At 56.3% G+C, this 20,112-nt stretch carries 20 protein-coding genes; 11 read left to right on the top strand and 9 right to left on the bottom strand.

The features are described 5' to 3' along the window. Positions 1-30 precede the first annotated feature (30 nt). Positions 31-375 (bottom strand): RidA family protein, encoded by a 345-nt coding sequence (locus IYV58_RS16705; protein WP_004113724.1) that lies wholly within the window; start codon positions 373-375, stop codon positions 31-33. A gap of 132 nt (positions 376-507) precedes the next feature. On the opposite strand from IYV58_RS16705, the gene IYV58_RS16700 reads away from it, so the two are divergent. From IYV58_RS16700 to rnd, 5 genes are all read left to right on the top strand, one after another. Further along, positions 508-2,418, top strand: coding sequence for an ATP-dependent DNA helicase (locus IYV58_RS16700; RefSeq protein ID WP_087828988.1), 1,911 nt, complete (start codon positions 508-510; stop codon positions 2,416-2,418). A 67-nt stretch (positions 2,419-2,485) separates the two neighbouring features. Further along, positions 2,486-3,181: a tRNA (adenosine(37)-N6)-threonylcarbamoyltransferase complex dimerization subunit type 1 TsaB gene (gene tsaB, locus IYV58_RS16695; protein WP_004121974.1), complete on the top strand. Its 696-nt coding sequence runs from the start codon at positions 2,486-2,488 to the stop codon at positions 3,179-3,181. Between the two features lie 43 nt (positions 3,182-3,224). After that, on the top strand, positions 3,225-3,809 hold the full coding sequence (locus IYV58_RS16690) for a Slp family lipoprotein (RefSeq protein WP_004121973.1): 585 nt from the start codon (positions 3,225-3,227) through the stop codon (positions 3,807-3,809). A 208-nt stretch (positions 3,810-4,017) separates the two neighbouring features. Further along, positions 4,018-5,703, top strand: a complete 1,686-nt coding sequence (gene fadD, locus IYV58_RS16685) for a long-chain-fatty-acid--CoA ligase FadD (RefSeq protein WP_087828987.1) — start codon at positions 4,018-4,020, stop codon at positions 5,701-5,703. Positions 5,704-5,784: 81 nt separating this feature from the next. Then, entirely contained in the window at positions 5,785-6,900 is a 1,116-nt protein-coding gene (rnd, locus tag IYV58_RS16680; protein ID WP_004121971.1) for a ribonuclease D, read from the top strand. A gap of 66 nt (positions 6,901-6,966) precedes the next feature. Here rnd and minE read toward each other — a convergent pair whose 3' ends face one another. Genes minE through minC form a run of 3 tightly spaced genes read right to left on the bottom strand, consistent with a single transcriptional unit; the run spans position 6,967 to position 8,774 of the window. Beyond that, positions 6,967-7,236, bottom strand: coding sequence for a cell division topological specificity factor MinE (gene minE / locus IYV58_RS16675; protein WP_002910902.1), 270 nt, complete (start codon positions 7,234-7,236; stop codon positions 6,967-6,969). Positions 7,237-7,239: 3 nt separating this feature from the next. Then, positions 7,240-8,052 carry a septum site-determining protein MinD gene (gene minD, locus IYV58_RS16670; RefSeq protein ID WP_004121970.1) on the bottom strand — a complete coding sequence of 271 codons (813 nt, stop codon included), beginning with the start codon at positions 8,050-8,052 and terminating at the stop codon, positions 7,240-7,242. A 23-nt stretch (positions 8,053-8,075) separates the two neighbouring features. Further along, a complete protein-coding gene (gene minC, locus IYV58_RS16665) occupies positions 8,076-8,774 on the bottom strand; it encodes a septum site-determining protein MinC (RefSeq protein WP_004121969.1) in 699 nt (232 codons plus the stop codon). 126 nt (positions 8,775-8,900) lie between these two features. On the opposite strand from minC, the gene IYV58_RS16660 reads away from it, so the two are divergent. From IYV58_RS16660 to IYV58_RS16650, 3 genes are all read left to right on the top strand, one after another. Continuing rightward, on the top strand, positions 8,901-9,182 hold the full coding sequence (locus IYV58_RS16660; protein WP_004121968.1) for a YcgL domain-containing protein: 282 nt from the start codon (positions 8,901-8,903) through the stop codon (positions 9,180-9,182). Positions 9,183-9,198: 16 nt separating this feature from the next. Beyond that, positions 9,199-9,858 (top strand): fumarylacetoacetate hydrolase family protein, encoded by a 660-nt coding sequence (locus IYV58_RS16655; RefSeq protein ID WP_087828986.1) that lies wholly within the window; start codon positions 9,199-9,201, stop codon positions 9,856-9,858. A gap of 94 nt (positions 9,859-9,952) precedes the next feature. Next, positions 9,953-10,399, top strand: coding sequence for a YcgN family cysteine cluster protein (locus IYV58_RS16650; RefSeq protein WP_004121966.1), 447 nt, complete (start codon positions 9,953-9,955; stop codon positions 10,397-10,399). Positions 10,400-10,407: 8 nt separating this feature from the next. Here the strand turns inward: IYV58_RS16650 and IYV58_RS16645 are convergent, their stop codons facing one another. The 3 genes from IYV58_RS16645 to nhaB all read right to left on the bottom strand — a co-directional run bounded on the left by IYV58_RS16645 (position 10,408) and on the right by nhaB (position 13,083). Further along, entirely contained in the window at positions 10,408-10,752 is a 345-nt protein-coding gene (locus IYV58_RS16645) for a TehB family protein (RefSeq protein ID WP_195729148.1), read from the bottom strand. A gap of 117 nt (positions 10,753-10,869) precedes the next feature. Then, complete coding sequence (gene dsbB / locus IYV58_RS16640; protein ID WP_004121964.1) at positions 10,870-11,400, bottom strand: disulfide bond formation protein DsbB; 531 nt, start codon at positions 11,398-11,400, stop codon at positions 10,870-10,872. A 129-nt stretch (positions 11,401-11,529) separates the two neighbouring features. Further along, positions 11,530-13,083: a sodium/proton antiporter NhaB gene (gene nhaB, locus IYV58_RS16635; RefSeq protein ID WP_032742139.1), complete on the bottom strand. Its 1,554-nt coding sequence runs from the start codon at positions 13,081-13,083 to the stop codon at positions 11,530-11,532. A 245-nt stretch (positions 13,084-13,328) separates the two neighbouring features. Between nhaB and fadR the strand changes: the two genes are divergently transcribed. Continuing rightward, positions 13,329-14,048, top strand: a complete 720-nt coding sequence (gene fadR / locus IYV58_RS16630; RefSeq protein WP_004121962.1) for a fatty acid metabolism transcriptional regulator FadR — start codon at positions 13,329-13,331, stop codon at positions 14,046-14,048. A 58-nt stretch (positions 14,049-14,106) separates the two neighbouring features. Here the strand turns inward: fadR and IYV58_RS16625 are convergent, their stop codons facing one another. Beyond that, on the bottom strand, positions 14,107-15,639 hold the full coding sequence (locus IYV58_RS16625; protein ID WP_004121961.1) for a SpoVR family protein: 1,533 nt from the start codon (positions 15,637-15,639) through the stop codon (positions 14,107-14,109). A 321-nt stretch (positions 15,640-15,960) separates the two neighbouring features. On the opposite strand from IYV58_RS16625, the gene IYV58_RS16620 reads away from it, so the two are divergent. Next, entirely contained in the window at positions 15,961-17,259 is a 1,299-nt protein-coding gene (locus IYV58_RS16620) for a D-amino acid dehydrogenase (protein ID WP_195729147.1), read from the top strand. 12 nt (positions 17,260-17,271) lie between these two features. Further along, complete coding sequence (gene dadX / locus IYV58_RS16615) at positions 17,272-18,342, top strand: catabolic alanine racemase DadX (RefSeq protein ID WP_004121954.1); 1,071 nt, start codon at positions 17,272-17,274, stop codon at positions 18,340-18,342. A 16-nt stretch (positions 18,343-18,358) separates the two neighbouring features. Here the strand turns inward: dadX and IYV58_RS16610 are convergent, their stop codons facing one another. Further along, entirely contained in the window at positions 18,359-20,092 is a 1,734-nt protein-coding gene (locus IYV58_RS16610) for a potassium/proton antiporter (RefSeq protein WP_004121951.1), read from the bottom strand. Between the last annotated feature and the right edge of the window lie 20 nt (positions 20,093-20,112).

Genomic DNA, 20,112 nt, shown 5'->3' with positions numbered 1-20,112 from the left:
GCTTGCCCGGGCTACGGGGCCACGGCTGTCTTACACTGCGGCGATGATTTTAATCTCGACTTTGTACTTAGGATTCATCAGCTTCGCCTGTACCGTACAGCGCACCGGGGCATGACCGGCGACGACCCACGCATCCCACGCCTGGTTCATCGCCGCAAAGTCTGCGCCATCGGCAAGGAAAATCGTCGCATCAAGAATACGCGACTTGCTGCTGCCCTGTTTCTCCAGCACCGCGTCAATCTGCGCCAGGGTATCGGCGGTTTGCGCGCAGGCGTCGGCATCCAGGTTGGACGGCACGCCGGTGTAGTACAGCGTCTGGTTGTGGATCACCACATCAGACCAGCGGGCTTCGGCATCAATACGCGTAATGGTCATGTTTATTTCCTCTTTGTTCCGGTTCATTAAGCTGCGGCAAGACTGCCACAATGTTGCACCTGCGTCACTACCCGCACTGGCGAAAACCCCTCCACCCTGACATAATCACTGTCCAAATAACCAGGGGGTAATGTGATCGACGATTTTGCAGCAGACGGCCAGCTGGCCAGCGCGATTGCGGGATTTAAACCGCGCGAGCCGCAGCGCCAGATGGCTTTTGCCGTCGCCAGCGCGATTGAAGAAACCCGTCCGCTGGTGGTTGAAGCGGGCACTGGGACCGGGAAAACCTACGCCTACCTGGCGCCGGCGCTGCGCGCCAACAAGAAAGTCATTATCTCCACCGGCTCGAAAGCGCTACAGGATCAGCTCTACAGTCGCGATTTGCCGACCGTCGCCAAAGCGCTGAAGTACACCGGCAAGCTGGCCCTGCTGAAAGGGCGGTCGAACTACCTGTGCCTTGAGCGTCTGGAGCAGCAGGCCCTTGCCGGGGGAGACCTGCCGGTGCAAACCCTCAGCGACGTTATTCTGCTGCGTTCATGGTCTAACCAAACCGTCGATGGCGATATCAGCACCTGCGTTAGCGTCGCCGAAGATTCCCAGGCCTGGCCGCTGGTCACCAGCACCAACGACAACTGCCTCGGCAGCGACTGCCCGTTATATAAAGACTGTTTTGTAGTTAAGGCGCGGAAAAAGGCGATGGATGCCGACGTGGTCGTCGTCAACCATCATTTGTTCCTCGCCGATATGGTGGTCAAAGAGAGCGGCTTTGCCGAGCTGATTCCCGAAGCGGAAGTGATGATCTTCGACGAAGCGCATCAGCTACCGGATATCGCCAGCCAGTACTTTGGGCAATCGCTCTCCAGCCGCCAGCTGCTGGACCTGGCGAAAGATATCACGATTGCTTATCGTACCGAGCTCAAAGACACCCAGCAGCTGCAGAAGTGCGCCGACCGACTGGCCCAGAGCGCGCAGGATTTTCGCCTGCAGCTGGGGGAACCAGGCTATCGCGGCAATCTGCGCGAACTACTGGCTGACCACAACATTCAGCGCGCGCTGCTGCTGCTTGATGATGCGCTCGAACTCTGTTACGACGTGGCAAAGCTGTCGCTGGGCCGCTCGGCGCTGCTTGATGCCGCCTTTGAGCGGGCAACCCTTTATCGCGGCCGCCTGAAGCGGCTAAAAGAGACCAGCCAGCCGGGCTTTAGCTACTGGTATGAGTGTACTTCACGTACCTTCACCCTGGCGCTGACCCCGCTGACGGTGGCGGATAAATTTAAAGAGGTGATGGCGCAAAAATCGGGAAGCTGGATCTTTACCTCGGCGACGCTCTCGGTCAATGACGATTTACGTCATTTCACCGATCGCCTGGGCATCGGCGAAGCGCAAACGCTGCTGCTGCCCAGCCCCTTTGATTATGCCCATCAGGCGCTGCTGTGCGTGCCGCGAAATCTGCCGTTACCCAACCAACCCGGCGCGGCGCGGCATCTGGCAGCGATGCTCAAACCGCTGATTGAGGCCAACGACGGGCGCTGCTTTATGCTGTGCACTTCCCACGCCATGATGCGCGATCTGGCGGAGCAGTTTCGCGCCACCATGACCCTGCCGGTGCTGCTGCAGGGGGAAACCAGTAAAGGTCAGCTTTTACAGCAGTTCGTCAGCGCCGGAAATGCGCTGCTGGTGGCGACCAGCAGCTTCTGGGAAGGCGTGGACGTGCGCGGCGATGCCCTCTCGCTGGTGATTATCGACAAACTGCCGTTCACCTCGCCGGACGATCCGCTACTCAAAGCGCGGATGGAGGATTGCCGTCTGCGCGGCGGCGATCCCTTTGATGAGGTGCAACTCCCGGACGCGGTGATTACACTTAAACAGGGCGTGGGGCGTCTGATCCGCGATGTTACCGATCGTGGGGTACTGGTTATCTGCGACAACCGTCTGGTGATGCGTCCCTACGGTGCGACCTTCCTCGCCAGCCTGCCGCCCGCGCCGCGCACGCGCGACATCCGCCGGGCGGTACGCTTTCTTGCGGTGCCGCCGGCGAGGTAATCCGACGCAAAATGTGGTAAGCTGCGCGCCATTTTGTCAATCTGCTAGAGCGAGAGCGCGACAACCCATGCGAATTTTAGCTATCGATACCGCCACGGAGGCCTGCTCCGCGGCGCTGTGGAATGATGGCACCCTCAGTGCTCATTTTGAAATCTGCCCCCGTGAACATACCCAACGTATCCTGCCTCTGGTGCAGGAGGTCCTCAATGAAAGCGGCACGCAATTAACCGACCTTGACGCGCTGGCCTTTGGCCGCGGGCCGGGGAGCTTCACCGGCGTGCGTATCGGTATCGGTATCGCCCAGGGGCTGGCGCTGGGAGCCGAGCTGCCGATGATCGGCGTGTCCACGTTGGCAACCATGGCGCAGGGCGCGTGGCGCAAAACCGGCGCAACCCGCGTACTGGCGGCCATCGACGCCAGAATGGGCGAGGTCTACTGGGCGGAATATCAGCGCGATGAGCAGGGCGTCTGGCACGGCGAAGAGAGTGAAGCGGTGCTTAAGCCGGAAGCGGTTCGCGAGCGTCTGCAGCAGCTGGAAGGCGAGTGGGCCACCGTTGGCACCGGCTGGCAGGCGTGGCCGGATCTGGCTAACGGCTGCGGTTTAACGCTCGCCGATGGCGCTATTCAGCTGCCTGAAGCGCAGGATATGCTGCCGCTGGCCTGCCACCTGTTTACGGCGGGAAAAACCGTGGCCGTCGAACACGCTGAACCGGTTTATTTACGTAATGAAGTGGCGTGGAAGAAACTTCCTGGCCGCGAGTGAATCTCAGTAACTATAAGTCTGAGAAGAAGGAAGGGGTCGCGTCATGGCGGGTCAAAAAAGGGTAGTGCGTTGGTTAGTCGCGGCGGCAGTGGTCGCTGCGCTGAGCGGGTGCGCTTCGGTACCGGATGCCATAAAGGGCACCACTCCGACGCCGCAGCAGGATTTAGTCCGGGTGATGAACGCGCCGCAGCTGTATGTCGGTCAGGAAGCGCGTTTTGGCGGCAAGGTGGTTAGCGTGCAGAACCAGCAGGGTAAAACCCGCCTGGAAATTGCCACCGTTCCGCTCGACGGCGCCGCGCGCCCGGAGCTGGGCGAACCGTCGCGTGGGCGTATTTTTGCCGACGTGAACGGCTTTATCGACCCGGTGGATTTTCGTGGGCAACTGGTCACCGTGGTTGGCCCCATCGTCGGCGTCGTCGACGGCAAAGTGGGGAATACGCCCTATAAATTCATGCTGATGAATGCGACCGGCTACAAGCGCTGGAACGTTGTGCAGCAGGTGGTCATGCCCCCGCAGCCAATGATGGACCCGTGGATGTTCGGCCCGCGGCCTTGGGGCTACGGTTACGGCGGCTGGGGCTGGTATAACCCGGGCCCTGCCGAAGTCAGAAACGTCGTAACAGAATGATTTTGTAGATATTGTAAGCAAAAAGAAACAGCGGCTGGTCCGCTGTTTCTTCGTTTTCAGTCAAATAAGAAAAATAAATAGTGACGCGCTTCGCAACCTGTACAACGCCTAATTAATAAACTGGTACGCTGAGTTAATATAATGTTAACAGAATGTTTGTTGATCAGGGGCTGTGATGACGACGAATAACTATTTCAGAGGTGATGCAGTGAAAAAGGTTTGGCTAAACCGTTATCCCGCGGACGTTCCTGCGGAGATAAACCCTGACCGCTATCAATCCCTGGTTGAACTGTTTGAACACGCCGTGCGCCGCTATGCCGACCAACCGGCATTTATCAATATGGGCGAGGTGATGACCTACCGTAAGCTGGAGGAGCGCAGCCGGGCGTTTGCCGCTTACCTTCAGGAAGGGTTGGGCCTGCAAAAAGGCGACCGCGTCGCCCTCATGATGCCGAACCTGTTGCAATATCCGGTGGCGCTGTTTGGTATCCTGCGCGCGGGGATGATTGTGGTGAACGTCAATCCGCTCTACACCCCACGCGAACTGGAGCACCAGCTCAACGACAGCGGCGCCGCCGCCATCGTGATTGTCTCTAACTTCGCGCATACCCTGGAAAAGGTGGTCGATAAAACCCAGGTTAAGCACGTGATTTTAACCCGTATGGGCGATCAGCTTTCCCCGGCGAAAGGCACTCTGGTTAACTTTGTGGTGAAGTACATCAAACGGCTGGTGCCAAAATACCATCTGCCGGACGCCATTTCGTTTCGCAGCGCGCTGCAGCACGGCTACCGTATGCAGTACATCAAGCCGGAAATCGTCTCTCAGGATCTCGCCTTTCTCCAGTATACCGGCGGAACAACCGGCGTGGCGAAGGGGGCGATGCTGACGCATCGCAATATGCTGGCGAACCTTGAACAGGTCAACGGCACCTACGGACCGCTGCTGCATCGCGGCAAAGAGCTGGTCGTTACCGCGCTCCCGCTGTATCACATTTTTGCGCTGACCATGAACTGCCTGCTGTTTATCGAGCTGGGCGGGCAGAACCTGCTGATCACCAACCCGCGCGACATTCCGGGCCTGGTCAAAGAGCTGGCGAAATATCCCTTTACCGCGATGACCGGGGTCAACACCCTGTTTAACGCGCTGCTCAATAACAAAGAGTTTCAGCAGCTCGACTTCTCCTCCCTGCATCTCTCCGCCGGCGGCGGCATGCCGGTGCAGCAGGTGGTGGCCGAACGCTGGGTTAAGCTGACCGGGCAGTATCTGCTTGAAGGCTATGGCCTGACCGAGTGTGCGCCGCTGGTGAGCGTCAACCCGCACGATATTGACTATCACAGCGGCAGCATCGGCCTGCCGGTGCCCTCCACCGAAGCGAAGCTGGTGGATGACGACGATAATGAAGTGCCGCCGGGGGAGCCGGGGGAGCTGTGCGTGAAAGGGCCGCAGGTGATGCTGGGATACTGGCAGCGTCCTGATGCCACCGCGGAAATTATTAAGGACGGCTGGCTGCATACTGGCGACATCGCGGTGATGGATGAAGAGGGCTTCCTGCGCATCGTCGACCGCAAAAAAGATATGATTCTTGTCTCGGGCTTTAACGTCTATCCGAATGAAATCGAAGATGTGGTAATGCAGCACGCCGGGGTACAGGAAGTGGCCGCGGTAGGTGTGCCGTCCGGCAGTAGCGGTGAAGCAGTGAAAATTTTCGTAGTCAAGAAAGACCCGACGCTGACGGAAGAGATGCTGATTACCTTTTGCCGTCGGCAGCTAACCGGCTACAAGGTCCCGAAGCTGGTGGAGTTTCGCGATGAGCTGCCGAAATCTAACGTCGGGAAAATTTTACGTCGAGAACTGCGTGACGAAGCCCGCGCTAAAGTAGACAATAAAGCCTGAGCTAAGAGTGAATCGCCAGACGCCGGCTAAGCCGGCGTTTTTTATGGGCGCAAGTTAAGAGAGTATGATTTGAACTATCAGATGATCACCACCAACGATGGCCTTCGCGCCGTCTGTGACGCGGCAAGCGCGGTTTCCGCCATTGCGCTGGATACGGAGTTTGTCCGTACTCGCACCTACTACCCACAGCTCGGTCTGCTCCAGCTGTTCGACGGCAACCAGGTTTCGCTGATCGACCCGCTGGTCATCACCGACTGGGAACCGATGCGCGAACTGCTGCTGAATAAGGACGTGACCAAATTTCTGCACGCCGGTAGCGAGGATCTGGAAGTATTCCTTAATGCCTTTCATCTGATGCCGCAGCCGCTGATCGATACGCAAATTCTGGCCGCCTTTTGCGGTCGCCCGATGTCCTGGGGCTTTGCGTCGATGGTGGAAGAGTTTACCGGCGTGGCGCTGGATAAAAGTGAATCCCGTACCGACTGGCTGGCGCGTCCGCTAACCGAACGCCAGTGCATTTATGCCGCCGCCGATGTCTGGTACCTGCTGCCGATTGCCGAAAAGCTGATGGCCGAAACCGACAGCGCAGGCTGGCTCTCCGCCGCGCTGGATGAGTGTCAGCTGATGCAGCAGCGTCGCCAGGAGGTGCAGGATCCTGCCGAGGCGTGGCGCGATATCGGTAACGCCTGGCAGCTGCGGACTCGCCAGCTGGGCTGCCTGCAGCTGCTGGCGGACTGGCGTTTGCGTAAAGCGCGGGAGCGCGACCTGGCCGTCAACTTTGTCATTCGAGAAGAACATTTGTGGAACGTGGCGCGCTATATGCCTGGCAGTCTGGGGGAACTTGATAGCCTGGGACTGTCGGGCAGCGAAATTCGTTTCCACGGCAAGACGCTGATCGGCCTCGTCGAGAAAGCGCAGGCGCTGCCGGAAGAGGCGCTGCCTGAGCCGCTGCAGAACCTGATCGATATGCCGGGCTACCGCAAGCTGTTTAAAGATATTAAAGCGCTTGTGCAGACCGTGAGCGCCGAGAAAGGTGTCAGCGCCGAGCTGCTGGCCTCAAGAAGGCAGATTAACCAGCTGCTGAACTGGCACTGGGGATTAAAAAGCGGCAACGGGCAGCCTGAGCTGGTTTCCGGCTGGCGCGGCGCATTAATGGCCGATCGCCTGAATGCGCTATTAAGCGAGTACCCGCGCTAGCGTGTAGTCTGCAAAGTAAAAAACCGGCTACGCATCGCGTTGCCGGTTTTTTTAACGCTTACAGGCTCAGGATTTCGACTCTTCAGTTTCCGGCAGGGTCACGTTCAGCTCCAGAATCGAAATATCACCGTCTCTCTGCTCAAGCTGCACGCTGACCATCTCCGGGTCGATTTGCACATATTTGCAAATCACTTCAAGAATGTCTTTACGCAGCTGCGGAAGATAGTGCGGTTCCGCGTCGCCGCGACGGCGCTCCGCGACGATGATTTGCAGGCGCTCTTTCGCAATGTTGGCCGTGTTCTTTTTCCGCGAGAGAAAAAAGTCGAGTAATGCCATAATTTATCCTCCGAACAGGCGTTTGAGGAAACCTTTCTTCTCTTCTTCTACGAAGCGGAAAGGACGTTCTTCTCCGAGCAGACGTTCAACGGTATCGGCATAGGCTTTGCCCGCGTCCGAGGTATCATCCAGAATAACCGGTTCGCCCTGGTTAGACGCGCGCAGGACGGACTGATCTTCCGGAATCACGCCCACCAGATTGATGCGCAGAATTTCCAGCACGTCTTCCATGCTCAGCATGTCGCCTTTGTTGACGCGGCCTGGGTTATAGCGGGTCAGCAGCAGATGCTCTTTAATCGGATCTTCACCTTTTTCCGCACGGCGGGATTTAGAGGCCAGGATGCCGAGGATACGGTCGGAGTCGCGAACGGAGGAGACTTCCGGGTTGGTGGTGATAATGGCTTCATCAGCGAAGTACAACGCCATCAGCGCACCGGTTTCGATGCCTGCAGGGGAGTCACAGACGATAAAATCAAAATCCATTTTTTTCAGTTCTTCGAGAACTTTGTCTACGCCTTCACGGGTCAGGGCGTCTTTGTCACGCGTCTGGGAGGCCGGGAGGATATAGAGGTTCTCCGTGCGCTTGTCTTTGATAAGCGCCTGGTTCAGCGTGGCATCGCCCTGGATGACGTTGACGAAGTCATAAACGACCCGGCGTTCACAGCCCATGATCAGGTCAAGGTTACGCAGGCCGATGTCGAAGTCGATAACGACCGTTTTCTTTCCCTTCTGGGCCAAACCTGTAGCGATGGCCGCGCTGGAGGTGGTCTTGCCAACGCCTCCTTTACCCGAAGTCACAACAATAATGCGTGCCATAGAAATTCCTTGTTAAAAAGGGATTAATTCAACGATTGAATCGTCAAAGCGCTATCGTCTAAACGTAGACGTGCCGCTTTGCCATAAAATTCGGCCGGAATGTTATCACTCAGCCAGTATTCCCCGGCGATGGAAACCAGTTCCGCCGAGAGGTTCGTACAAAATATTTGGGCTTCTCTGTCGCCGCCAGCGCCGGCAAGCGCTCGTCCCCGCATCATGCCATATACATGGATATTACCATCGGCAATAAGTTCAGCCCCGGCACTCACATGGTTTGTAACAATTAGATCACAGTGTGGCGCATAAATACGCTGACCGGAACGTACCGGCTGATCAATCAAACGCGTTTTTGTGATCTGATTAACAACTGGCGGCGGTGCGACAGGTTCTGGCGGGGCCTGACGGGTGGTTTTTTCTTTCCCTTCGGTTAATAACGGTATCCCGGCGCGGTCAATTTCGGTTTTCAACCGAGGAAGTTTACATCCGCTTACGCCCATAATACGCAGCCCGGTGGCCGCAATAGCTTCATGGAGAGGGCGCCAGTCGACGTCATCTTCAATGCTGCTGATATTCACTACCACGGGGGCATGACGTAAAAAGGCGGGAGCCTGGGCGATTTTGTCTTCTAACGCCTGACGAATAACCTCGGGATTTGCATCGTGCAAATGAACCACAGATAAGGTGAAGCTACTGCCCTTAAGTTCGATTGGCGTATTTGACATCCTGGCCTTACTCAATTTGCTGTTTATCACTCGCTGAAGTGCGGTGATATTCCGAAGACTAAAAGGCATGTTATAGTCACTCATATATAGAGGCAAGTGACCGCAGGTCTAATTCCGAGTAAAACTATGTTTTGTGTGATCTATCGAAGTACTAAACGTGAACAAACCTATTTATATGTCGAAAAAAAGGACGATTTCTCACGCGTTCCTGACGAATTAATGTATAGCTTCGGTACGCCTAAACTGGCAATGATTCTGCCGCTTGATGGACGAAAAAAACTCATCCACGCCGATTTGGATAAAGTGAAGCAGGCGCTGACCGATCAGGGCTATTACCTTCAACTCCCTCCGCCATCTGAAAATTTACTTAAGAAACACCTGGCGGAACAGGGGAATAAATCTGATTAACCCACAGAGGTAAAAAATGTACCAACATCATAACTGGCAGGGTGCGCTACTGGATTATCCGGTAAGCAAAGTGGTTTGCGTGGGCAGCAACTATGCAAAACACATCAAGGAGATGGGCAGTGCGACGCCGGAAGAGCCGGTGCTGTTTATTAAACCTGAGACGGCGCTATGCGATATCCGCCAGCCGTTGGTGCTTCCTGAGGGCCTGGGTTCGGTGCACCATGAAGTTGAGCTGGCGGTGCTGATTGGCGGCACGCTGCGTCAGGCGACGGAAGATCACGTGCTCAAAGCCATTGCCGGCTATGGCGTGGCGCTGGACCTCACCCTGCGCGATCTGCAGGGTAAACTGAAAAAGGCCGGTCAGCCGTGGGAAAAGGCGAAAGGGTTTGATAACGCCTGTCCGATTTCCGGGTTTATTCCCGCCGCCGACTTTCACGGCGACGCGCAGAATACGCCGCTGAGCCTGAAGGTAAATGGCGAGGTGCGCCAGCAGGGCACCACGGCAGATATGATTCATAAAATTGTGCCGCTGATCGCCTATATGTCGCGCTTCTTCACCCTGAAAGCCGGTGATGTGGTGCTGACCGGTACCCCGGAAGGCGTGGGGCCGCTCGCCAGCGGCGACGAGTTGGAAGTGGGTTTTAACGGCTTATCGCTGACCACCCGCGTACTGTAACGACCTCTTGCCGCCATCTCCGGGCGGCAAAACTTGCAACGGCGTGCCAGACTGGTTATAAGGTGCACCCTGAATTGCAATGACGGACATCCCAATGAGCGAACAACCTTTCTGGCAACAAAAAACACTGGATGAAATGAGCGATGCGGAGTGGGAATCACTTTGCGACGGCTGCGGACAGTGCTGCCTGCATAAGCTGATGGATGAGGATACCGACGAAATCTATTTCACCAACGTCGCCTGCCGTCAGCTGAATATCAAAACCTGCCAGTGCCGTAACTATGAGCGCCGTTTCGAATATGAACCGGACTGCATTAAGCTAACCCGCGACAACCTGCCTACGTTTGAATGGCTGCCGCCGACCTGCGCCTATCGTCTGCTGGCGGAAGGTCAACCGCTGCCGCACTGGCACCCGCTGTTAACCGGTTCGAAGGCGGCGATGCATGGCGAACGCATCTCGGTGCGCCATATTGCGGTGAAAGAAGCCACCGTGGTTGACTGGCAGGATCATATTTTAAATAAACCAGACTGGGCGCAGTAGGCGCTCAGTTAGTTTTTCTTCGCGTGGAACAGCCCGCTTTCACCGTCGGTGTCGTCAGCAACCCAAAAGTTAATATTGAACTGCGCGTCGTCGCTGAGCTCAATGCGGTGCCAGTACTGCGGCGGGCTGGTTGCGAACTGCCCGGCGTTGATCACCACTTTTGCCTCCGGTTCTGTCGCCTGTTCATCGGCGAAACCATAGTAGGTTACCGTGCCTTCCATCACGCAAAGCTGGCCGAAAACACCCGCAGCGGTGTTGTGATGCGTCAATAGAGCGGCAGGGACAGTCTGTTTGGTAAAGAATGGCGTGGAGCGTTTTACTTTCCAGCTAGCGGGAATATGCAGATGAGACATGATTTGCTCCTTGGTTGATATCTATAAGATGCATTTAATATGCATCTTTATCTAACTGACGTCAACGCGCGGGCAAAAAAAAACGCTCCCGGAGGAGCGTTTTATCAGCAATCGTTTTTAGCGACCGAACAGATCGCGTTTTTTAGGTTTAAACGGCTGAGCGATAAGCACCAGCGCGCCGACAACCAGATAGGCGGCGAAGATGCCGACCAGCCACTGCGGCATTTCCAGCGTCAGGAATTCCCACTGGCGCACGGAGCAGTCGCCGGTCGCGACGAAGACCTGAGGCAGCCATTTATCCAGCGGCAGCCACGTTGGGAAACGGGCCGCGAAATCGCAGGTCTGGAAGGGGGAAGGGTGAAGCTGAATCATGGTGTGTTCCCATGCTAGCTGCAGTCCGCGCACGGCGCTGTAGAGCCAGATAATTATCGCCACATAGCGCAGAGGCGATTTCGGCGCGATGGCGCCAACAATGCCCGCCCCCATAATGCCAAATAGCGCACAGCGTTCGTAAATACACAGTACGCAGGGTTGCAGCAGCATGACGTGCTGGAACCACAAAGCAACCAATTCAAGAATAAACGCGGTTAGCGCCATCAGGAGCCAGGCACCGCGTCCCCTTGAGCACTGGTTTAAATATCGCAACATAATCATTTCCCTGGAACATGCTAAATCATGGCAGTGTAAACGAAAACCGAAGCGACGCCAGCAGCTAGTCTGAAAATATTACGTAAGCGAATATAGAATACCCGGGTTTTTGATCCGGGCATTGCTTTTTTATTTGAGCAACTGAGGCGTCACCAGCCAACCATGCTCCAGCATCCACTGGGTAGCCGGCATCAAGGTAAACTCGACGCATGCCAGTCCGACCAGGGTCAGAACGATGGTATACGGCAGCGCCATCCACACCATACGGCCGTAGGAGAGACGAATCAGCGGGGCCAGCGCGGAAGTCAGCAGGAACAGAAAAGCGGCCTGACCGTTCGGCGTGGCGACCGATGGCAGGTTGGTGCCGGTATTGATCGCGACTGCCAGCAGCTCGAACTGCGACAAACTGATGGTTCCCTGCTCCAGCGCAGACTTGACCTCGTTGATATAGACGGTGCCGACGAAGACGTTATCCGAAATCGACGACAGCAGGCCGTTAAACAGGTAAAACAGCGACAGCTGGGCGTGCGGCGAGGCCTGGAGAACAAATTCGATCACCGGCGCAAACAGGTGTTGATCGATAATCACCGCCACAACGGCGAAAAAGACCGTCAGCAGCGCGGTAAACGGTAGCGCTTCGGTAAACGCTTTGCCGATGGCGTGTTCATCGGTGACCCCGGAGAACGTGGTCGCCAGAATGATAACCGACAGGCCAATCAGGCCGACTTCCGCAAGGTGTAGCGCCAGGGCGATGATTAGCCAAACGCCGATAACCCCCTGGGCGATAAGACGCAGGCGATCCTGACGGCTGCGGCTCAGACGGCTACGATCGTCAAAATCCTGGAGGACTTTACGCACCGTTGGCGGCAGCGGTTCGCCGTAGCCAAACAGGCGGAATTTCTCAAGCATCATGCAGGTGAGCAGGCCACCGAGCAGCACCGGTAAGCTTATCGGCAGCATCCGCATGAAAAATTCGCCGAAGTGCCAGCCCGCGGCTTTGGCGATAATGAGATTCTGCGGTTCGCCGACCATCGTCATTACGCCGCCGAGCGCGGTGCCGACCCCGGCGTGCATCATCAGGCTGCGCAGGAAGCCGCGAAACTGCTCCAGGACATCGCGATAGTGCTGCTCAATATGGCTGTCGTCGAGCATATTGTCATCGTCCGGCCGCGCCGAAGCGACTTTGTGATAAATACCGTAGAAACCCACGGCAACGCTGATCACGACCGCGACAACGGTCAGCGCGTCGAGGAAGGCGGAGAGGAAAGCGGACGCGATGCAAAACGCCAGCGACAGCAGCATTTTGCTGCGGATGCCAAGCAGCAAACGGGTGAAGATGAACAGCAGCAGTTGCTTCATGAAGTAGATCCCCGCCACCATAAACATCAGCAGCAGCAGGACTTCAAGATTAGCGGCAACTTCTTCGCGAATATGCCCGGGCGTGGTCATCCCGATAAATACAGCTTCGATTGCCAGCAGGCCGCCCGGCAGCAGCGGATAACATTTGAGCGCCATCGCCAGGGTGAAAATAAATTCGATAACCAGCAGCCATCCGGCAAAAAACGGATGAAGATAAAAGACCAGCGGATTAACGATTAAGAAAATGATAAGAGTGAGTTTGTACCAGTCCGGGGACTGACCAAGAAAATTGCGCCACAGGGCGCGGCCATACGACATTTCCACGACAGACATCCTTTCTCCGCCAAATTCTGAAACATGATTTTATGCGTAACTATACGCAAGATTACCAGTTGCGCAAAACAGGGCGCAACTTTCTTCGCATCACATTCTTTAGCCGTAGATAGTGTGAAATGAAAAGTTGAAAATGAAACGGCGATCCCTTTTTAATTACTTTCTGGCGCTATCTGCCTTATGGCCGCTCTGGTATGATGAGTCGAATAGCAACGCTGTGTAATGGAAATCTTATTATGGTCATTAAGGCGCAAAGCCCTGCGGGTTTCGCTGAAGAGTACATCATTGAAAGTATCTGGAATAACCGCTTTCCTCCTGGTTCAATTCTTCCCGCTGAACGTGAACTTTCTGAACTGATTGGTGTTACCCGTACAACCTTACGTGAAGTGTTGCAGCGTCTGGCGCGCGATGGCTGGTTAACCATTCAGCACGGTAAGCCTACCAAGGTGAACAACTTCTGGGAAACTTCAGGCCTGAATATTCTCGAAACCCTGGCGCGTCTCGATCATGACAGCGTACCCCAGTTGATTGATAATCTGCTGTCCGTACGAACCAATATTTCGACGATTTTTATCCGTACCGCTTTCCGCCAGCATCCTGACAAGGCGCTGGAAGTTCTGGCGAGCGCGCGTGAAATTGAAGATCACGCCGACGCTTTTGCTGAACTCGATTATAACATTTTCCGCGGTCTGGCCTTTGCTTCAGGAAATCCCATTTACGGCCTTATCCTCAATGGAATGAAAGGCTTATACACTCGGATTGGCCGTCACTATTTTGCCAACCCGGAAGCGCGTAGCCTGGCGCTCGGCTTCTATCACCAGCTGGCGAAGGTATGTGAAGAAAAGCTTCATGAACAGGTTTATGAAATCGTGCGCCGCTACGGGCATGACAGCGGTGAGATCTGGCACCGTATGCAGAAGAATTTGCCGGGTGACCTGGCGATTAATATGCGCTAGACCCGCCAATGAATAAAAAACGCCCGGCGCTATCACCGGGCGTTTTGCTTGTCAGGCGCTACAGCGGATTGGGCCGCGGCGGCGTGCGTTCTAGCAGCTCAACGCTACCATCGGCGTTTTGCTGCTCAAGAAGAACGTCAAACCCCCACAGGCGGTGGACGTGTTTAAGCACCTCGCGACGACCTTTATCCAGCGGCACGCGGTTATGCGGCACATAGCGCAGGGTGAGCGAGCGGTCGCCGCGCAGGTCAACGTTCCATACCTGAATATTCGGCTCGAGGTTGCTCAGGTTGTACTGCGCTGAAAGCTTCGAACGAATCTCACGATATCCCTCTTCATTATGAATAGCGGATATTTCCAGATAGTTGTTGTGATCGTCATCGAGTACGGTAAAGAAGCGGAAATCACGCATGATTTTCGGCGACAGAAACTGGCTGATAAAGCTCTCATCTTTGAAGTCGCGCATCGCGAAGTGTAGGGTTTCAAGCCAGTCTGAACCGGCAATATCCGGGAACCAGTATCGGTCCTCTTCCGTCGGCGACTGACAAATACGTTTGATATCCTGGAACATGGCGAAACCCAGCGCGTAGGGGTTAATGCCGCTGTACCACTGGCTGTTATAGGGCGGCTGGAACACTACGTTGGTGTGACTGTGCAGAAACTCCAGCATAAAGCGCTCTGTCACTTTTCCTTCGTCATAGAGATGATTAAGGATGGTGTAATGCCAGAAGGTCGCCCAGCCTTCGTTCATGACCTGAGTCTGCTTCTGCGGATAAAAATACTGGCTGACCTTGCGCACGATGCGCAGGATTTCACGCTGCCAGGGTTCCAGCAGCGGCGCGTTTTTCTCCATAAAATAGAGCAGATTTTCCTGCGGCTCTGAAGGATAGCGGCGCGCCGCCTCAATCGTCCTTTCCTCTTCGCGCTTTGGTAGGGTGCGCCACAGCATATTCACCTGACTCTGGAGATACTCTTCCCGGCTTTTTTGCCGCGCCTTCTCCTCCTGCAGGGAGATTTTCTGCGGACGTTTATAGCGGTCAACGCCGTAATTCATCAGGGCGTGGCAGGAGTCGAGCAGCTTCTCGACTTCATCTACGCCATAGCGCTCTTCACATTCGGTGATGTATTTCCGCGCGAAGATGAGATAGTCGATGATTGAACTGGCGTCGGTCCAGCTGCGAAAGAGGTAGTTATTTTTGAAAAACGAGTTATGCCCGTAACAGGCGTGCGCCATGACCAGCGCTTGCATGGTGATGGTGTTCTCTTCCATCAAATAGGCGATACAGGGGTTGGAGTTAATGACGATTTCATAGGCCAGTCCCTGTTGACCGTGCTTATAGGCCTGTTCGGTCTCAATGAATTTTTTACCGAACGACCAGTGCGGATAGTTAATCGGCATCCCGACGCTGGAGTAGGCATCCATCATCTGTTCAGAAGTAATGACTTCGATTTGGTGCGGATAGGTGTCAAGACGATACAGCTTCGCCACCCGGTCGACTTCTGCCAGATAGGTCTCCAGCAGCTCAAAAGTCCAGTCGGGTCCATCGCTTAAACGGGTTGTGTCCTTGTTCATGGAATCAATCGTAGCCATTAGCGCGCCCTCGTTGTTGATGGTTCTCTCTGTACGGAAAACCTCTTAACAAGCATAGAACACGGTGTCGCAAACTGCGTCCATCCGCATTTTCTTTTCTTCGCGATTTCACCATCTGAAACGCGATATTCCACGATTTAAACAGAATTTTATTCTGTAGAAAAATGAGGCGCAGCAGGAGATGGTAAACCGACGGGGGCTGTGCTGGCGCAGAACCCTGTGAGATAAGTCACCATAAATAAAGCGTATGTTGAATAATATTTTCATCTGAGTTATCAATTTGTAATCAGATGATTGTTCTTTAACGATTACGGAGCCGCTATGCGCGTCGTCATACTGGGAAGTGGGGTAGTAGGAGTCGCTAGCGCCTGGTACTTAAGCCAGGCAGGACATAAAGTGACGGTTATCGATCGTCAGCCGGGGCCGGCGGAAGAGACCAGCGCCGCTAACGCCGGGCAGATCTCTCCCGGCTATGCCGCGCCGTGGGCGGCGCCGGGCGTACCTTTGAAGGCGATAAAGTGGATGTTCCAGCGCCACGCGCCGCTGGCCATCGGGCTGGATGGCACCCCGTTCCAGCTGAAATGGATGTGGCAGATGCTGCGCAACTGCGACACTCGCCACTATATGGAAAATAAAGGACGCATGGTGCGCCTGGCGGAGTACAGCCGCGACTGCCTGAAGGCGCTGCGCGAGAGTACCGGTATCCAGTATGAAGGCCGGCAGGGCGGCACGCTGCAGCTTTTCCGCACCAACAAGCAGTTCGAAAACGCCACACGCGATATCGCGGTGCTGCAGGATGCGGGCGTGCCTTATCAGCTGCTTGAGGCGAATCGCCTGGTGGAAGTTGAACCGGCGCTGGCTGAAGTGAGCCACAAGCTGACGGGCGGTTTACGCTTACCCAATGATGAAACCGGCGACTGCCAGCTCTTCACTACGCGTCTGGCCCGGATGGCGGAACAGGCGGGCGTGACCTTCCGTTTTAATACCCCCGTGGATGAACTGCTCTATGAAGGGGATCTCATCTCCGGTGTGAAGTGCGGCGCTGAAATCATTAAAGCCGACGCGTACGTGATGGCGTTCGGTTCATATTCGACGGCCATGCTGAAAGGGCTGGTGGACATTCCGGTTTATCCGCTAAAAGGCTATTCGCTGACCATACCGATCGCTGAAGAGGACGGCGCGCCGGTATCGACTATCCTTGATGAAACGTACAAAATCGCCATCACCCGTTTCGACAGGCGTATTCGGGTTGGCGGAATGGCGGAAATTGTCGGTTTTAATAAAGAACTGCTGCAGCCGCGGCGTGAAACCCTGGAGATGGTGGTGCGCGATCTGTTCCCGCGCGGCGGTCACGTTGAACAGGCGACCTTCTGGACCGGACTGCGTCCGATGACCCCGGACGGTACGCCGGTGGTGGGCCGCACGGCGTATAAAAATCTGTGGCTGAATACCGGCCACGGTACGCTGGGATGGACCATGGCCTGTGGTTCAGGGCAACTGATTAGCGACCTGATCTCCGGGCGTACGCCGGCGATCCCGTATGACGATCTTGCCGTCGCCCGCTACGGCCGCGGCTTTACGCCGGCCCGCGCTCAGCATCTGCATGGCGTCCACAATTAACAAGGAGCTTTCATGTCTCGTCCTGTAAAGGCCAGCATTGATATGTCAGCCTTACGCCAGAATCAGCACATTGTTCGTCGCGCGGCACCTGGTTCGCGCCTGTGGGCGGTGGTCAAAGCCAATGCTTATGGCCACGGTCTGGCGAGGGTCTGGAACGCGCTTAGCGCCGCGGACGGTTTCGCGATGCTGAATCTTGAAGAGGCGATCCTGCTGCGCGAGCTGGGCTGGAAAGGGCCAATACTGATGCTGGAAGGCTTTTTCCACGCCGATGAGCTGGCCCTGTTTGATAAGTACCGTTTGACCACCAGCGTGCACAGTAACTGGCAAATCAAGGCGCTGCAGCAGGCGAAGCTGCACGCGCCGCTCGATATCTACGTCAAGGTGAATAGCGGGATGAATCGGCTGGGGTTTATGCCGGATCGTCTGCATGTCGTCTGGCAGCAGCTGCGAGCGCTGCATAACGTCAGTGAAATGACGTTAATGTCACATTTTGCCGAAGCGGAAAACCCGGACGGCATCGTGGAGCCGATGCGGCGTATTGAGCAGGCGGCGGAAGGACTGGATTGCCCGCGCTCGCTGGCGAATTCGGCGGCCACCCTGTGGCATCCGGAGTCGCATTTTAACTGGGTGAGGCCGGGGATCGTGCTGTACGGCGCTTCGCCTTCCGGCCTGTGGCAGGATGTGGCCAACACCGGGCTGAAGCCGGTGATGACGCTAAGCAGCGAAATTATTGCCGTACAGAACCTGAAAGCCGGTGAAGCGGTCGGCTACGGCGCAACCTGGCGTACGGCGGAGGAGCGGCGCATCGGCATCGTTGCCTGCGGCTACGCCGATGGCTACCCGCGTCTGGCGCCAAGCGGTACGCCGGTGCTGGTTGACGGCGTTCGCACCGCGACGGTAGGGCGCATCTCGATGGATATGCTGGCAGTGGATTTGACTCCCTGCCCGCAGGCAGGGATCGGTGCCCCGGTCGAGCTGTGGGGCAAAGAGATTAAAATCGACGATGTCGCATCCGCCTGCGGCACCGTCGGGTATGAGTTAATGTGCGCGCTGGCGCCGCGCGTACCGGTTGTGACGGTGTAACATGTGCTGAGGCGGATCACTCCGCCTCATCTCCCGCCATACGTACGCCCACCCTCAGGACATGATCCTCTTCTTTTTCCGCCACCGTCCACACCATGCCGGCAAATTCCACCTGGTCGCCGACGACCGGCGCGGCGCCCAGCAGCTGTTGCACGACATCACCCAGCGACTGCTGGCGATCGCGGAACTCCTCTCCGCCATCGATGCCGTAAATCTGCGCGACGTCGGCGAACTTGGCATTAGCGTCAAGGATAAAATCACCAAAGAAGCGCTGATCGAGCGCGACCGGCGGGGACTGGCTGAACAGTTTACCGAGCGCGGGTAAATCGCGCTCGCGGCCGATAACGCAGAGAATATCGCCCTCCAGCAGGCGGGTGCTGCCGGTAGGATGCAGGAGTACGTTGTCGCGGAACAACGCGGCAATCCGCGTTTCCGGCGGCATATGCAGGTCGCGCAGCGCTGCGCCGACGCACCATTTTTCGGCGCTAAGCTGGTAAACGAACTGCTCCCACGGGTTTTCCGGGTGAATATCCAGCCCGACGCGAGAGATGGGCGAGCCGACCGGCGGCACCACCACTTTGGCTTTCTTCGCCGCCCAGGAGAGCGAGGTCCCCTGTAAAAGCAGCGACACCAGCACCACGAAGAAAGCCACGTTAAAGAACAACCGCGCATTGTCCAGACCGGCCATCATCGGAAAAACGGCGAGAATAATCGGTACCGCGCCGCGCAGGCCCACCCAACTGATAAATATCCGTTCACGCAGGTTAAAGCCGCGAAACGGCAGCAGGCCGGCAAATACCGACAGCGGACGGGCGATAAAGATCATCCACATCGACAGAATGAGCGCCGGGATAGCGATAGGCCACAGGTCGGACGGCGTCACCAGCAGCCCGAGCACAAGGAACATGGCGATCTGCGCCAGCCACGCCAGGCCGTCGAAGTTTTGCAGGATGCCGTGGCGGTTGCGAATCGGCCGGTTGCCGAGCAGGAAGCCGCACAGGTAGACCGCGAGAATACCGCTGCCGTCCAGCGAAGTGGTCGCGGCAAAAATCATGATCCCGCCGCTCAGCGCCAGCAGCGGGTAAAGCCCGGCCGGCAGCACAATGCGGTTAATCATCTGCAGCAGTAGATAGCCCCCGCCGAGGCCGATAGCGATACCCAGACCGAACTGCTGCACGATATGCACCGCGAACATCCAGCTCAGGCCGGTCTCATGCTGCTGAATCATCTCGATAAGGGTGATGGTCAGGAACACCGCCATCGGGTCATTGCTGCCGGATTCAATTTCCAGCGTTGAGCCGACGCGTTCATTCAGCCCTTTACCGCCGAGCAGGGAGAACACCGCCGCCGCATCGGTCGAGCCGACGATAGCGCCGATCAGCATTCCTTCGATCAGGTTGAGATGAAACAGCCAGGCCGCCATCAGTCCGGTCAGGGCGGAGGTGATCAGCACCCCAACCGTGGCGAGCGACAGCGCGGGCCATAGCGCTACGCGAAAGGAGCTGGCCTGAGTGCGCATCCCGCCGTCGAGCAGGATAACCGCCAGCGCCAGGTTACTCACCATATAAGCGAAAGGGTAGTTGTCGAACGGAATGCCGCCAATACCGTCAATGCCCGCCAGCATCCCGATCGCCAGGAAGATAACCAGAATCGGGATGCCGAGGCGTGAGGAAAAGGAACTTAATAAGATGCTACAGGTTACTAAAACAGAACCCAGGATAAACAGACTGATGACCGCAGCGGCGTCCAATGTTGACGTACTCCTTACCG

Origin of the sequence: Klebsiella sp. BDA134-6 (assembly GCF_015601345.1) — a bacterium.
GTDB classification, from domain to species: Bacteria; Pseudomonadota; Gammaproteobacteria; order Enterobacterales; family Enterobacteriaceae; genus Klebsiella; species Klebsiella grimontii.
The sequence above is the reverse complement of the archived record's forward strand: the minus strand, read 5'-3'. Positions and strand labels throughout refer to the sequence as shown.